The organism is Nonlabens tegetincola, from assembly GCF_002954355.1.
GTDB classification, from domain to species: Bacteria; Bacteroidota; Bacteroidia; order Flavobacteriales; family Flavobacteriaceae; genus Nonlabens; species Nonlabens tegetincola.
The window spans coordinates 230,121-246,348 of sequence record NZ_MQVV01000012.1 but is presented as its reverse complement, the minus strand read 5'-3'; the positions used below and the strand labels follow the sequence as shown (position 1 = coordinate 246,348).

Genomic DNA, 16,228 nt, shown 5'->3' with positions numbered 1-16,228 from the left:
TTCGCGAAAGCGAGATTACACACAATCAACTTTCCATTCATTCACATTAATTTATAATCAGGCTTTTATTCAAGCCTGAATAAAGTTGTATTTTCACACCATAATTAAAAGTATAAATTTCACAACATGGGAAAAGGATTTTTCAACGTACCAGTTGCAGTTAATGAACCAATAAAAAGCTATGAACCAGGCTCTAAAGAAAGAGAAGAAGTTCTAGCTGCATATAGGGAATTGTTTAACGCCAATACAGAAATACCATTATTTATCAATGGTAAAGAAATAAAAACTGGCACGACAGGAACGGTACGACCACCACATGATCACCAGCATAATGCAGGTACTTACCACATTGCAGGCAAGGATGAAGTACAGCAAGCTATTGCGGCAGCACTTGAAGCGCGCAAAGAATGGTCACAAATGAGCTGGGAAAACCGCGCCGGGATCTTCCTAAAAGCAGCAGAACTAATTGCAGGACCTTATCGTGCAAAGATTAATGCTGCCACCATGATCAATCAATCAAAAACGATTTATCAAGCAGAAATTGATAGCGCTTGTGAATTAATAGACTTTTTGAGATTCAATGTAGAATACATGACAGAGATCTACTCTGAGCAGCCTGAGTCAACAAGCGGTGCATGGAATCGTTTAGAATACCGACCGTTAGAAGGTTTTGTTTACTGTGTAACTCCTTTCAACTTTACCGCAATTGCTGGTAATTTACCAGCGAGTGCTGCCCTTATGGGTAATGTTACTGTATGGAAACCTAGCGACCATCAAATGTTGAGTGCAAAAGTTGTTATGGACGTCTTTAGAGAAGCAGGTGTTCCAGATGGAGTAATAAATATGGTAAACGCAGATCCAGTTATGATGACTGAAGAAGTGCTTGCTCATCCAGACTTTGCTGGAATACATTTTACTGGATCAACAGGAGTATTCAAAAGTATTTGGGGACAAATAGGTGCAAATATTAACACTTACAAAACCTACCCTAGAATTGTAGGTGAAACAGGTGGAAAAGACTTTATAGTTGCACATAAAAGTGCTATACCCCAACAAGTAGCTACGGCTATATCAAGAGGTGCTTTTGAATTTCAAGGTCAGAAGTGTAGCGCTGCATCTAGGGCTTATATTCCACAAAGCATGTGGCCAGAGGTTGAAAAATTAGTACGCCAGGACTGTGACAGTTTTAAAATGGGTAGTCCTGAAGACATGAGTAATTTCATTACAGCAGTTATACACGAAGGCTCATTTGATAAAATAACTTCTTACATAGACCAAGCTAAAAAAGATTCTAATGCCGAAGTAATAATTGGTGGTAACTATGATAAATCAAAAGGATATTTTATTGACCCTACGGTTATCGTAACTACTGATCCAAAATACCCAACTATGGAAACAGAGTTGTTTGGTCCAGTAATCACAGTGTATGTATATGAAGATGAAGATTTTGAAGCTACCCTAAAGTTAGTTGATAGCACAAGTGAATACGCTCTTACCGGAGCTGTTTTTTCACAGGATAGATATGCACTAGGTACAGCCGTAAAAGCATTAGAAAACTGTGCAGGAAACTTCTATTTAAACGATAAACCTACTGGTGCTGTTGTAGGTCAACAACCATTTGGTGGAGCTAGAGCCTCTGGAACCAACGACAAAGCAGGTTCAAAATTAAATCTTTTGCGATGGGTTTCTCCTAGAATGATTAAAGAAACATTTGTAAGTCCTGTGGATTACAGATACCCTTTCTTGGGTGAATAGTTATAAAACTAGATGTAAAAAAAGCCGATTCAATAAAATTGAATCGGCTTTTTTTGTGTTGAAATTTAATTAATCAAAGTCAACATTAGTACCAACTTGTGCCTTTTGCACGTTTACTACTTTACCCGAAGCGTCTACCACAAATGCAACAATCTCCATATCATTTTGATTTGCAACTCCAGCCACACTAGATGTAAGCGTTACAGAATACTCATTTCCTCCGGCCTGTTGATCTGCTGGTATAGGATCTCCAAAAACATCAGTAAGATTCTTTGATAAAACATGCTCATGAACAAATCCTTGTATAGGATCTACTCCTCCGTAATTATTTGTATAATTACTTTGGTTCGCTATGATTCCATTCTCTAAAGCATAAACAACAAGATATAATCCTGATTCGTCTAAATCAAATCCTACTTTTACTGTTGCAGAAAGTAGATCATTACTGATCGAAGAATTAATCGCTAAACCAACTGGCTGTACTCTATTTAAATACACATTTGGCTGGGTTAAGTTCATTGAACTTCCCGATGTTGAACTCCATGTTTGATCTCTATTAAGTATTCCGGTCGGAAAACCGTTTACCCCAAATTGTTGTCTCATTTGACCTTCCAATGGAAAGGCCATGGAATCACCATTATGAATCGCAACAGCAATAACATTAGGGTTTGATCCTGTTAAATCTTCAATCCCTTGAGAGATTCTAGGGCACCATCCACACCAAGCACCGGTATAATCCTCTATTAACATTTTTGTGGAGTACGAAGGTACAATTACCTCAACATCAACATTATTAGTACTAGCACCATCATATTCGGCAGTAACTACCTTTGATCCGACAGTTGATAATAAAGCAGAATTGCCACTGATAGGAGTTCCATCCAAGGAAATCGTGGATTGAGAAGTTACATTAGTACTACCGTTCATTACTGTGAAAGTCACGACTGTATTTTCATATACTCTAGTCTTATTTGCAGATAGCACTAATTCACCATTGCCATTACCATTGCCTCCTCCATCATCTGTAGATTCTGATGAACACGAGGTTAAGGTTACCGCAACTAAAAGCAAAAAGATCTTTAAAAAGTTAGCTGTTTTCATAATTTAAGTTGTTTTAACGATTATTTAAGAATAACCAAATATAAAAACAATGTTTTAAAAACCTAATACATTGATTTTTAATAATGAAAAGTTTTAACTAAAATGCAGTTTGGCACATTATTTATTAAAGAACTGTTATAATTGCATTTCAAAACTTAATTATATGAAAAAACTTATTCTATTAGCTTTATTGATATTTTCATCAATAAGCTATTCTCAAACCGAACTTCCAGAAATCATTCTTAAGGATCTCAATGGCAAAAAAGTAACTCTCTCTGAGCTCAGTAAGGATAAACCAGTAGTATTTTCATTTTGGGCAACATGGTGTACTCCTTGCATGAAAGAGCTAGATGCTATTAAATTAGATTATAACGAGCTGCAAGAAGAGATCGGATTTGAACTATATGCTATAGCAACTGACGACGCTAGATCAAAACCAAGGGTAAAAACAGAAGTAAATGGTAGAGCATGGCCCTATACAGTTTTGTTAGATAAAAAAAATGAAATTATCAGGTATCTAGGCAATCCTAACATTCCTCTCACCTTAATCGTAAAGGACAATAAAATTGTATACCGCCACTCTAGCTTCACACCTGGAGCTGAGGAAGAACTTTATGAAGAGTACAAAAAACACATTTAAAATTCAATCCAACACTGATTTATGAAAAATTATCTGCTATTGGCAGCACTTGTAATCGCTTTTAATATAAACGCTCAAGATGGGACATTTTCTGGTGGTTTGGAATCCAATTCCCAATGGTATCAAGATGATGACGGAATACTTAATGGTGTAGCTCCTCAAGATCAATTTCGTTCAAACAACTATCTCAAGATTCAATATACTCAAGGTAAATTTACTGTCGGCGCTCAGTATGAATTGTATCAACCTTCTCCTTTATTAGGTTACTTTGAAGGATTTGAAGGAAATGGAATCGCAACCTATTTTGCGACTTTTAAACATAAGGATCTGGAAATCACAGCTGGTAATTTCTATGATCAATTTGGTAGCGGATTAATATTTAGAACCTGGGAAGATCACACCTTAGGTATCGATAATTCGATAAGAGGAATAAGAGTCAACTATGCCTTTAATGATTATCTTGAAGCTACAGGATTCATTGGGAATCAAAGAACTGGCTTTGAATTATCTGAAGGTACAGTACAAGGTATAAATTCAGAATTTGATTTAGGAGAACTATTAGATACGGAAACTGGAATAAATATAGGTGCTAGCTATGTAGGACGATATCAAGTAAACACATCTGCAGATCCAGATTTCCCATCGACCGTCAATGCATATAGTATGAGAGGAGATCTTTACTTTGACAAATTTAACTTACAAGCAGAGTATGTTTACAAGGAACCAGATGCAGTTATTGTTGGTGGCACACCTTTATTAGGTAACTACTTTGACGGGCGTGCGTTATTACTAAATTTAGGATACTCTATTCCAGGTTTAGGAATAAATACAACTTTAAGAGCTACCGAAAATATGGGCTTTTTCTCTGACAGAGAACAAGCAGGTAACCCTTTTTTAAATCAAACTATCAATTTTGTACCAGGATACACTAAGCAAAGTAGTTACATGGTACGCAATATCTATGTATACAATCCACAAGTATTCTTAAATCCAGATGAAGAAGAAGCCGGAGAAATTGGAGGACAGTTAGACGTAGTTCATACAGCAAAACCTGGTTCTCTATTCGGATTTAAACATGGAACTACTTACTCTTTAAACTACTCAAATTGGGCAGGTTTAGACTCATCATTTGACGTACCGAACAATGATTATGATGCAAGCTTGTTTTCTAGAGGTAAGAAATACTTTGAAGAGTTTAGCTTTCAATTAAACACCAAATTTAGCAAAGCGCTTTCTGCGAAGTTTACAGCCGCTCAAACTTATTACAACGCTAAAAATATTGAAGGTGGAAATTTACTAGATGGACAGTCAGAACTTAATGGTACTGCATTTGTAGCAGATCTTCTCTATGATTTAGGAAAGGGAAGATCAGTTAGATTTGACGCTCAACATTTATCTGCAGATGCTGATAGAGGTAACTGGGCAGCAGCAACATTGGAATACGCTTTTAACACGTCACTTTCTCTTTACGTGGCCGACTTGTACAACTATGATGATACCGAGATTCACTACTATTCAGTTGGTGGTTCTTATACCAAAGGCCGTACGAGAGTAGCCCTTAATTATGGTAGACAGCGTGGTGGACTGATTTGTGTAGGTGGTGTTTGTAGGTTTGTTCCAGAAAATACTGGTCTTACACTTAATCTCACGACTAATTTTTAATCCGAGATTTTAAACATAAAAAAACCTGCTATATGCAGGTTTTTTTTATGTTAAACACTTTATAAAGGTAGATGAACCACTTTTTTCGTTTCAAAAAACTCATCTTCAAAAACCTCATCAAGATTATACTGATAAGCATTTGGAAATGGTTTCAGTTCCTTGGTTAAGTCTCCACCTTTTAAATATAAAATGCCATTCTCAATGCTGTGATAACTATCCTTTCTAATTTTATTACGAGTCCATTTAACAAAATCTGGCATATTTGTTACAGCACGACTTACAACAAAGTCAAATCTTCCCTTCACTTTTTCTGCTCTTCCATGTTCAGTAGTCACATTTTGTAAACCCAAAGCCTCTACTACCGCGTTAACAACCTTTATCTTTTTGCCAATCGCGTCTATAAGATGAAATTTAGTTTTTGGAAACATAATTGCAAGCGGTATTCCAGGAAAGCCTCCGCCAGTTCCTACATCAAGCACCCTTGTTCCTCCTGGAGTATTGGGTAAGCTTTCGCGAAAGCGTACTACAGAAACAATCCCTAAACTGTGTAAAACATGCCTTGTGTAGAGCTCGTCTATATCTTTACGTGAAATTACATTAATCTGACTGTTCCATTCCTTATAAAGGGATTCTAGCGCCTGAAATTGAGAAAACTGTTCATCAGTAATGTGAGGAAAATAATCTTTTATGATTTGTGCCAAGGTGTAAAATTTTTGTACAAAAATAGAACATTATCTTAGCCTGTTAGGTATATTCTTATCACCTTGGTTATTTTTGTATTTAAACATCACTACTAATGAAAGAGCATCTATCTAACAGGATCAACAACTTACCTACAAGTGCAACTCTCGCAATGGCTGCAAAAGCTAGAGAATTAAGAGAACAAGGGAAAGATATAATAGGATTAAGCCTAGGTGAACCTGATTTTAATACACCAGATTTTGTTAAAGATGCTGCTATCCAGGCAATCAATGAAAATTATAACAGCTATACACCTGTCGATGGATATACTGAATTAAAGGATGCTGTAATCGAAAAGTTTAATAGGGATAATAATCTTACGTATAACCGCGATCAAATTGTAGTCTCTACTGGAGCAAAACAATCTATTGCTAATGTAGCAATGGTCTTGCTCAATGAAGGTGATGAATGTATTCTACCTGCACCTTACTGGGTAAGTTATGCGGCAATCGTGCAACTAGCAGAAGGAGTCCCGGTAGAGGTAAGAGCTGGAGTAGAACAAAATTTCAAAATAACTCCTCAACAATTAAAAGATGCTATAACACCTAAAACTAAAATGGTTTTGTTTTCATCGCCAAATAATCCTAGTGGTGCCGTTTACAGTAAGGAAGAGCTAGAAGGTCTCGCTGGTGTATTAAAAGACTACCCTAATATTATCGTGGTGAGTGATGAAATTTACGAACATATTAATTACACAGGAACCTACACTAGCATGGCCGAGATTGATGGAATGTATGAAAGAACTGTTGTGGTGAATGGTGTTTCAAAAGCTTTTGCGATGACTGGTTGGAGAATTGGTTATATAGGAGCTCCTTCCTGGATCGCTAGAGCGTGTAATAAAATGCAAGGCCAAATCACTAGCGGTGCAAATTGTATCGCACAACGTGCTGTAATTACTGCATTAAAAGCTCCAGTGAGCAAAATACAATACATGATAGATGCATTTTCTAAACGCAGAGATCTAGTTCTCAGTTTACTTTCTGAAATAGAAGGTTTTGTAACTGATACTCCAGATGGTGCGTTTTACGTATTTCCAGACGTGAGTTCATTTTTTGGAAAGACTATAAAAGGTCATGTGATTAAAGATGCTACAGATTTTTCTTTAATGATTCTGGAGGAAGCAAATGTAGCAACAGTCTCTGGCGATGCGTTTGGAGCTCCTAACTGTATTAGAATATCCTATGCTGCAAGTGAAGATCAAATTAAAGAAGCTTTACAAAGAATAAAAACTGTACTTTCTTAATCTAGAAAGTACAGTTTTTTTCAATTATATGATAAGCAAATCTTAATTATCGATTACGCCAAAAGAAAGGCGTGAAAAGGATAAGTACTGTAAATAACTCTAACCTTCCAATAAGCATAAGGAAGCTACACCACCATTTTCCTAAATCTGGTAAACCCGCAAAATTATCTACAGGAGAAAGATCACCAAAAGCAGGCCCAACGTTACCCAAACTACTAAGCGCTCCTCCAATAGCTGTATCAAAATCAAGCCCTAATGCAGCAAGTACTACTGCACCTATAATAAAGGATAGCATGTAAAGAATAAAAAAACCTAGAACGCTAAATACATTATTGCTAGGGACCGCTCTTCCGTTATAACGAACAGGAATTATAGCACTAGGATGCAAGGTCCTTTTAAATTCCATAATTCCATTCCTTATCAAAATGATGTGCCTAACTACTTTTACTCCACCAGATGTAGATCCTGCACTACCGCCGAGAAAGAAGAGACCAAAGAACATTATGGTTAAAAACGGAGTCCAAAGCGTATAATCTGCAGTCACAAATCCAGTAGTGGTCATCACTGCCAAAACTTGAAAAACCGCATGCCTTAATGAGCCTTCTGCTCTTCCTGCAACTAATGGGTGAGAAATTGTTGAGGCAGTTAAATCTGCTTGATAATAAATAAGAACAGCAGAAATTAATGTAAATAATAAAACAAATCCTGCGTACCATTTAAATTCAGTGTCCTTTAAAATCCTACTGAATCTTCCCTTGAAAGCAAAATAACTAAGTACAAAATTAGTTCCTGCAATAAACATGAAAACAATGATGATCCACTGTACCGCTGGATTATCATTCCAATACGCCATACTAGCATTTTTTGTAGAGAATCCACCTGTAGATAAAGTACTTAAAGCGTGGTTAATAGCATCAAACCAATTCATTCCTGCTATTCTAAGTAGTATTGTTTCAATTCCTGTAAAACCTACATAAATAAGCCATAATCTTTTTGCTGTGTCGGTGATTCTAGGATGTAATTTATCAGCACTTGGACCAGGTGCTTCTGCGGCAAATAATTGCATACCACCAATTCCTAATAAAGGTAAAATAGCAACTGCTAGTACAATAATACCCATTCCACCAATCCAATGTGTGAGACTACGCCAGAATAAAACACCTTTTGGCATTATTTCTATATCATTCATTATGCTAGCACCAGTAGTAGTAAAACCACTCATTGTTTCAAAAAAAGCATCGGTATAATTATCCAAAGCACCTGAAAAAACATAAGGCATAGTTCCCGCAAAAGCCATAATTAACCATCCCAATGAAACAATTAAATAGCCTTCTTTTTTATGTAAAACACGTTGATGTTTACGAGTTAGATACATAGAAATAGCACCTAAAATTATAGCTACTACTCCAGCCATAAGTATATCAATGCCTTCTGGCTCTCTATAAATAGCACTTACAGCAGCACTCAAAAACATAAAACCACCGTTAAACAATAACAGTAGTCCCATGATGTAAATAATTATTTTGTAATTAAGTCTAGTCATTACAAGAATAATTTTTCAACCTTAGAAATGGATCTAGGTAGACAGCATACCACTACTCTATCACCTGCTTCAATTTTAAAATTTCCTAGAGCAATATTTCCGATCCCATTTCTTATTACACCACCAACGATTGCACTTCTAGGCAAACCTGCTTCAACTAGGTTTTTATTGCAGATGTCACTGTCTGGTTTTACAATAAATTCCAGCAGCTCGGCATTCATGTTATTCAGCTTGGTCATAGCAACCACTTCGCCTTTTCTCACATATCTAAAGATATTGTTTGCTGCAAGTAACTTTTTATTAATTAAGGTATCAATACCTATACTATGAGATAATTGAAAATAATCCATATTCTCAACAAGTGCTATTGTCTTATTAACACTTTTACTTTTAGCCATTAAGCTAGAAATAATGTTTGTCTCACTATTACCAGTTACAGAGATAAAAGCATCCATTTCATGTATACTCTCCTCTTGAAGTAGTTCAACATTCCTTCCATCTCCATTAAGAACGAGAACATCTGGCAACTGATCTGCTAGGTCAAAGGCTTTAGCTGGATTTATTTCTATTAACTTAACATTTATTCCTGCTTTTGAAAGTTTTTCGGCACTTTGAATTCCTATTTTACTTCCTCCTAAAATCATTAAGTTCTTTACAGTATGTTTGGTTTTACCCGAAAGTTTGTAAAGCTCTTCGACACCATCTGGAGTGGTAATAAAATAAACCTGATCTCCTTCTTTAAACTTAGTATCACCACGAGGTATCAAAGTGTATTGTGTACCAAATCTTTGAATCGCAATTGGCATGAAATGAACTTCAGGAAATATTTCACCAGCTTGTTGTACTGTTTTTCCAACCATTTGAGCATTTCTAGGAAGGTTTACACCTACCATAGTCAATGCCCCATTCTCAAATTCATAAGAATCATTGAAAGCACTTTGATTAAGTAATAATTCAATTTCTTTACTAGCTAAACTTTCAGGACTGATTAATTCATCAATACCAAAATTTTTAAAACCTAAATTGTCTTGATGTTCTAAAAACTCGGTATTAGAAATTCTGGCTATGGTACGTTTTGCTCCTAATTGTTTAGCAAGAACAGATATGGTAATATTAGTAGTTTCACTCGCTGTTACAGCTATAACAAGATCTGCAGCATCAATTTTGGCATCTTGAAGAATTTTGATAGATGTTGCATCACCTCTTAAGGTTCTTATATCTAGATGTGAGTCTGCATGATATAGATTCTCCTTAACAGGATCGATAAGTGTAATATCCTGTGATTCAAAGGACAGCAACTTAGCAAGATGAAAACCTACCTCACCTGCACCTGCAATAATGATTTTCATAAAAACAATGTTCTATACCTCAAAGATAGGAGAATGCAAGGAATAAGTCTCATAAATAACCATAATTAAAAGCCTGTTTAGGAATAAAAACTATTGTTACAAAAAACAAAAGTTTACATCTTGCTTAACAGTTAATCCTAATAATCATAACAATAAGCTCTTTTATACCTATTATCTTTGCATAATAAATCTGTATCAATTGGCAAACGAAGTTAAACCATACAAAAACAATCAGACCGGTAAAAAACAACAAGTCACAAAAATGTTTGACAACATTAGTGGTGAATACGACGGTTTGAATAGAGTTATCTCTTTAGGATTAGATCAAAAATGGAGAGATAATGTTGTAGATCTTGTAGCTCAATCAAAACCAGATGTAATAATGGACATCGCTACAGGGACTGGTGATCTGGTTATTAAAATGGCTCAAAAGACCAATGCTACTAAATTAATAGGACTGGATATCTCTAGCGGTATGCTAGAAATAGGAAAAATTAAGGTTAGTAAAGAAGAACTAGATGACCGTATTGAAATGGTACTTGGAGATTCAGAAAACCTAAAGTATGATGATAATTCAATTGATGCAATTACCGTAAGTTACGGCGTAAGAAACTTTGAAGATTTAGAGAAAGGGTTATCAGAAATACTAAGAGTTTTAAAACCTGGTGGTATTCTAGTTGTTCTAGAGACCAGTGTTCCTACCAAATTTCCTTTTAAGCAAGGGTACTATTTATATTCTAATTTAATTGTTCCTACTTTAGGAAAGCTTTTTTCTAAAGATAAAACTGCATATGGATATCTTTCTAAAAGCGCCGCACAATTTCCTCATGGGGAAGCTTTCAACAATATTTTAAAGAAAGTTGGGTTTAATGAAGTAGATAATTATTTACAATTTTACGGTGCTTCCACCATTTATAAAGCTACAAAAGGATAATATGAGAATATTCATTATCACTATAGTGCTATTATTGAGCGCTCAACTATCTAATGCTCAACTTTTTTCTAAAGAAAAAATTTTAAATAGAGAAAATTTTGACAAACAACGATACACTTGGGGTTACTATTTAGGCTTTAACTCATATGATTATAAATTTGATTATAATGAATTAACCGAGGAAATTAATACCGAAACAAGTGTTGGTTTTAATGTAGGTCTTGTAGGCGATGTCAGACTAAATGACTATTTCAATTTAAGACTTGAACCTGGGATTGTTTTTGTAAATAGAACACTTACTTTTCCAGATACATCTTTAATGACGCCTGCTCAACAGGAACGAGAGGTGGTATCTACTTACATCAACGTACCCTTATTACTCAAATTTTCGACAAAAAGAAAAAACAATTGGAAACCCTTTGTCGTAGGTGGCTTTTCATGGTCGTCAAACTTATCCAGTAATGAAGAAAATCCTGATGATAATTCTGCTGGACAGTTTAGACAGATGACTAATGTATTTAACTATGAAATAGGAATTGGTGTTGACCTGTACCTATTCTACTTTAAATTCTCTCCATCTATACGAGGTGTATTTGCTATGACGGATGAATTGGTTCCTGACATGGATGTAAACAGTCCATGGACAGGAAATATTTCGAGTATGCAATCTAGAGGTATCTTTATCAATTTTACTTTCCAGTAAAAGACAAACTCTTTTTCCAGTGAGCCGTAATTATAGCGGCTGCGATAGCTACGTTTAAACTTTCAGTCGCACCATGTGTACTATGAGATGGGATACTAATTGGTGTTCCTAATTGCTTAACCGAATCACTTACACCATGAGACTCGCTACCCATAACTATGGCAGCGTTTTCAGGGATTGAGGTAGAATATAACGACTCACCGTCCATATGAGCAATATATACAGATCGTTGTGTTTCACTTAGGAATTCTTCAATATTCCTATAATACACTTGTACTCTTGCAATAGATGACATCGTTGCTTGGATACATTTTGGGTTAAATAAATCAACAGTATCACGAGAACAAACTATATGAGAAACGCCATACCAATCTGCTAGTCTTATTATAGTGCCTAGGTTCCCTGGATCCTTAACACCATCCAGCACTATTATTCCACCATCATGTGGAATAGTAGATTGCTTAGGTATTTCAAAAACGGCTAAATATCCAGGAGGCGTTGTTAAGTTTGAAATTGTCTTCATCTCCTTTTCTGTAACAACCGTAAGCTCTAGATGATCAAGCTTGTGATTTCCAGAAGTTACAAATACACTCTTGCAATCAAGACCAGATTGGTATAACTCTTGAATAGACTTATAGCCTTCAACTACAAACAATCCATGAGTATCTCTTCCTTTTTTACGAGAAAGTGATTTTATGAGTTTTATATAGTTTCTAGTAAGCAATTATTAATACTTTTGATTTTTAGAATGACAAAGAAACGATTTACTCTACATATAGCAGCCATATGCACTCTATTATTACTTATCGTTTCTTGTAATGCGGTAAAAAGAGTGCCGCAAAACAAAAATCTACTTGTTAAAAATAGAATTTTAGTTGATAGTCTAGCGCCAGATGATCCTAGAGTAAAAACTTTACCAGCACTACAACCTAATACAAAACTACCACTTATAGGTTACCCACTACGATTACATATTTATAATTTAGCAAGACCCAACAAAGACTCTCTTGTCGCTGCCTGGAAGAATAGCCATTCTGGTACTGATGAGTTTTTGGAAAATACGCTTTCGCGAAAGCAAACTAACAAACTATACAATTCATTAATCGATTTCAATAAGTGGTTAAAACGTACTGGAGAATCACCGGCGATAATAGACAAAGAGCTCGTCACAAAATCCGAAGAGCGTTTAAAAGCCTGGTACTGGAATCAAGGATATTTTAACACAGAGGTTTCTCATGAAATTATAGAAAAGTCCAGAAAAAAAAGAGCTGAAATTTTATATAAAGTTGAGCGCAATCAACCTTATATAATTGACTCAATTAAATCCAAAATAGAATCAACAGCTATAGATTCATTATATCAAATTACAAAAGGGAAAAGTTTTGTCGTAGCTGGAGAACAATATTTATCCCAAAATTTTACTGACGAACGTGATAGACTAAACACCTACTTTAGAAACCATGGAGCCTATCACATGGAAAAAGAATATATAAAATTTGAAGGCGACACTGTTAATACCGATTATAAAGCAAACATCACGCTTATTATCAAAGACAGAGAAGAACAATTAGGCGATTCTACCTATACAACCCCATTTAGAGTTCATAAAATAAGTAAGGTAAATATTATTCCAGACTATACAAATGAGCTAGATAGTATTCCAGCAGATACCACTAGGTATGAAGATTACAATATCATTAGATATGGAAAACGTAAATACCGCAGTAATACATTAACTGATGCTGTGTTCTTTCATGAAGGCGATATATATCGTGATCTGGATCGAGATCGAACTTATAAGCGCATTACTGAGCTACAGAGTTTTTTGTATCCACAAATACGCTATGTATCAGATCCTGCAGATTCAACTGGTCGTGATCTGATAGCCAATGTTCTTCTTACCTCAAAGAAAAAGTTTAATGTAAAAATCGCACCAGAGGCTACACACAGCAACATTCAAACATTAGGTATTGGTTTAAACACTTCATTACTCATACGTAACTTATTTAAAGGAAGTGAGTTGTTAGACATCTCCTTTAGAGGAAATATAGGAGCAAGTTCAAATGCAGCAACAGGAGATTCTAGATTTTTTGATTTACAAGAATTTGGCGCTGATGCGCGATTGTCATTCCCTAGGTTATTTGTACCCTTTGAAACAGATGGTTTCATTCCTAAGTACATGTCACCATCTACCGATTTTACCATTGGATTTACCAGTCAAACTAACATCGGTCTAGACAAACAAAGTTTACAAGGTGCATTAAGGTATAATTGGCAGCAAACGCCAGTAAAAAGTACCATTTTTGAATTGGTGAATGCACAGTATGTGCGCAATTTAGATCCAGGCAACTTTTTCAATGTCTATCGCAGCAGCTATGGTAGTTTAAATGATATTGCAAATGATTTAAGCCTGAGCAGTCCTACCTATGTAAATGATGAAGGTGATCTAATTGTACCTGATGGAACTTCTCAATTTATTCAAGATGGATTAAATGGCACTTTATCTACAACTGCAGAACAGCAGCAAGTAATACGTAATATAAGAGAAAGAAGACAACGTTTATCTCAAAACAACCTTATAATAAGTTCTAGTTACAACTGGATTCGTAATAATAGGCAAGGAATCTATGATGATGATTTCTCACGAATAAGCGTTAGAGTGGAACTCGCAGGAAATGTCCTTGCCGGAATTTCAGATTTAGTTGGGGTTGAAGAAAACAGCAATGGACAAAAAGAGGTTTTTGGGGTTGAGTTTTCACAGTATGTAAAAACAGAGTTTGATTATGTAAAACACTGGCAATATTACAACGGTCATGTGTTGGCAATAAGAACCTTTGCTGGTATTGCAATACCTTATGGAAACTCGGACAACATTCCATTCATAAGATCTTTCTTTGCAGGTGGTCCCAACGACAACCGTGCTTGGCAAGCTTATGAATTAGGTCCAGGAAGAACTGGTGGAATTAACGATTTCAATGAAGCCAATATGAAAATTGCTTTAAATGCAGAATATCGATTTCCTATTACCGGTGCGTTTAAAGGTGCCGTTTTTGCCGACATCGGTAACATATGGAATGTGCTAGATAGTGAGGACGATCCAGATGCTATATTTAATGATTTTTCTGACCTAGGTGCTCTTGCAATAGGTACTGGTGTAGGATTACGTTATGACTTTGGATTTTTCGTAATGAGATTAGATGCTGGTTTTAAAACATACAATCCTGCTGCCGATCCAGGTGAAAGATGGTTCAAAGAAATGAAATTTAATCGTGCTGTTCTTAACGTAGGGATTAATTATCCGTTCTAAAACGTTGTAGGACATTAAACTGCAAATAGTTGACACACTCATTGGTATATTAAGGATAGCTGCTTATAATTACCTATTTTTGTTAACTTAAGAATTGAAACACATGAGTCACAACATAAAACCAGGAGTTGCTACTGGCGACCAAGTTCAAGAAATTTTTAACCATGCTAAAGCCAACGGATATGCCTTACCAGCAGTAAACGTTGTAGGGTCAAATTCTGTAAATGCCGTTTTGGAAACTGCTGCAGAATTGAATTCGCCTGTCATCATACAGTATTCAAATGGTGGAGCTCAATTCAATGCTGGTAAAGGTCTAAGTAATGAGAACCAGCGTGCAGCCGTATTAGGTAGTATAGCAGGTGCTCAACATGTTCATCAACTGGCAGAAGCTTACGGCGCAACGGTTATTCTGCATACTGACCATTGTGCAAAAAATCTATTACCTTGGATCGACGGACTATTAGATGCTAGTGAGGCTCGCTTTCGCGAAAGCGGTAAAAGTCTATTCTCTTCTCACATGATTGATCTAAGTGAGGAACCTCTAGAAGAAAACATAGAAATATGTAAAAGGTATCTAGAGCGCATGGAGAAAATGAACATGACACTGGAAATCGAATTAGGGATTACCGGCGGTGAAGAAGATGGTGTAGATAATAGCGATGTGGATGAGTCAAAACTATATACCCAACCTGAAGAAGTTGCTTATGCTTATGAAGAATTAAGCAAGGTTAGTAATCGTTTTACGATTGCTGCTGCTTTTGGAAACGTTCACGGTGTATACAAACCGGGTAACGTAAAACTTACTCCAAAAATCCTTAAAAATTCTCAAGAGTACATCTCAAACAAATATGGAGTAGAAAACAATCATATAGATTTTGTTTTCCATGGTGGTTCTGGATCTACATTAGAGGAAATAAGAGAAGCAATAGGATATGGTGTAATTAAAATGAATATTGACACCGATTTACAATGGGCTTTTGCCACTGGTATCAAAGGGTATATGGATACTAACAATGATTACCTGCTTTCACAAATAGGAAATCCAACTGGAGCCGATGCGCCTAACAAAAAGTATTATGACCCACGTAAATGGTTGCGTGTAGGTGAAGATTCTTTCAAAGCGAGATTAAAACAAGCTTTTGAAGACTTAAATAATATAAACACTCTTTAATCTGATTTTTGAGGATTAATAGATAACACTAAACTAAAAAACGGTAGTTTTGAGAAGAGAATACTTCTCACCTTACAAC

At 35.7% G+C, this 16,228-nt stretch carries 13 protein-coding genes; 8 read left to right on the top strand and 5 right to left on the bottom strand.

The genetic code is table 11. From position 1 onward, the window contains the following. Positions 1-126 precede the first annotated feature (126 nt). The gene (pruA, locus tag BST93_RS04945; RefSeq protein ID WP_105018302.1) at positions 127-1,755 is read left to right on the top strand and encodes an L-glutamate gamma-semialdehyde dehydrogenase; all 1,629 of its coding nucleotides are present in this window, start codon (positions 127-129) and stop codon (positions 1,753-1,755) included. Between the two features lie 69 nt (positions 1,756-1,824). Here pruA and BST93_RS04940 read toward each other — a convergent pair whose 3' ends face one another. Next, the gene (locus BST93_RS04940; RefSeq protein ID WP_105018301.1) at positions 1,825-2,856 is read right to left on the bottom strand and encodes an Omp28-related outer membrane protein; all 1,032 of its coding nucleotides are present in this window, start codon (positions 2,854-2,856) and stop codon (positions 1,825-1,827) included. Between the two features lie 163 nt (positions 2,857-3,019). Between BST93_RS04940 and BST93_RS04935 the strand changes: the two genes are divergently transcribed. Beyond that, positions 3,020-3,496 carry a TlpA family protein disulfide reductase gene (locus tag BST93_RS04935; protein ID WP_105018300.1) on the top strand — a complete coding sequence of 159 codons (477 nt, stop codon included), beginning with the start codon at positions 3,020-3,022 and terminating at the stop codon, positions 3,494-3,496. 21 nt (positions 3,497-3,517) lie between these two features. Beyond that, positions 3,518-5,158: a DUF6029 family protein gene (locus BST93_RS04930; protein ID WP_105018299.1), complete on the top strand. Its 1,641-nt coding sequence runs from the start codon at positions 3,518-3,520 to the stop codon at positions 5,156-5,158. A gap of 59 nt (positions 5,159-5,217) precedes the next feature. Here the strand turns inward: BST93_RS04930 and rsmG are convergent, their stop codons facing one another. After that, entirely contained in the window at positions 5,218-5,859 is a 642-nt protein-coding gene (rsmG, locus tag BST93_RS04925) for a 16S rRNA (guanine(527)-N(7))-methyltransferase RsmG (RefSeq protein WP_042275879.1), read from the bottom strand. 95 nt (positions 5,860-5,954) lie between these two features. On the opposite strand from rsmG, the gene BST93_RS04920 reads away from it, so the two are divergent. Continuing rightward, positions 5,955-7,142 carry a pyridoxal phosphate-dependent aminotransferase gene (locus BST93_RS04920; protein WP_105018298.1) on the top strand — a complete coding sequence of 396 codons (1,188 nt, stop codon included), beginning with the start codon at positions 5,955-5,957 and terminating at the stop codon, positions 7,140-7,142. Positions 7,143-7,188: 46 nt separating this feature from the next. On the opposite strand, the gene BST93_RS04915 is transcribed toward BST93_RS04920, so the two are convergent. Both BST93_RS04915 and trkA read right to left on the bottom strand, forming a co-directional pair. Further along, the gene (locus BST93_RS04915) at positions 7,189-8,685 is read right to left on the bottom strand and encodes a TrkH family potassium uptake protein (RefSeq protein ID WP_105018297.1); all 1,497 of its coding nucleotides are present in this window, start codon (positions 8,683-8,685) and stop codon (positions 7,189-7,191) included. Continuing rightward, on the bottom strand, positions 8,685-10,034 hold the full coding sequence (gene trkA / locus BST93_RS04910) for a Trk system potassium transporter TrkA (protein WP_042275885.1): 1,350 nt from the start codon (positions 10,032-10,034) through the stop codon (positions 8,685-8,687). Before trkA ends, BST93_RS04915 begins: the two co-directional genes overlap by 1 nt. Positions 10,035-10,233: 199 nt before the next feature. Between trkA and ubiE the strand changes: the two genes are divergently transcribed. Together ubiE and porT are read left to right on the top strand one after the other, a co-directional pair. Further along, positions 10,234-10,968, top strand: coding sequence for a bifunctional demethylmenaquinone methyltransferase/2-methoxy-6-polyprenyl-1,4-benzoquinol methylase UbiE (gene ubiE, locus BST93_RS04905; protein ID WP_042275886.1), 735 nt, complete (start codon positions 10,234-10,236; stop codon positions 10,966-10,968). A 1-nt stretch (position 10,969) separates the two neighbouring features. Continuing rightward, positions 10,970-11,671: a type IX secretion/gliding motility protein PorT/SprT gene (gene porT / locus BST93_RS04900; RefSeq protein WP_105018296.1), complete on the top strand. Its 702-nt coding sequence runs from the start codon at positions 10,970-10,972 to the stop codon at positions 11,669-11,671. Here porT and BST93_RS04895 read toward each other — a convergent pair. Beyond that, positions 11,658-12,395, bottom strand: a complete 738-nt coding sequence (locus BST93_RS04895; protein ID WP_105018295.1) for a TrmH family RNA methyltransferase — start codon at positions 12,393-12,395, stop codon at positions 11,658-11,660. The two genes, porT and BST93_RS04895, sit on opposite strands and share 14 nt — an antisense overlap. A gap of 24 nt (positions 12,396-12,419) precedes the next feature. Here BST93_RS04895 and tamL point away from each other — a divergent pair, with 24 nt between their 5' ends. Beyond that, on the top strand, positions 12,420-14,978 hold the full coding sequence (gene tamL / locus BST93_RS04890; protein ID WP_105018294.1) for a translocation and assembly module lipoprotein TamL: 2,559 nt from the start codon (positions 12,420-12,422) through the stop codon (positions 14,976-14,978). Between the two features lie 103 nt (positions 14,979-15,081). Further along, positions 15,082-16,149 (top strand): class II fructose-bisphosphate aldolase, encoded by a 1,068-nt coding sequence (gene fbaA / locus BST93_RS04885; protein WP_042275893.1) that lies wholly within the window; start codon positions 15,082-15,084, stop codon positions 16,147-16,149. Positions 16,150-16,228 lie beyond the last annotated feature (79 nt).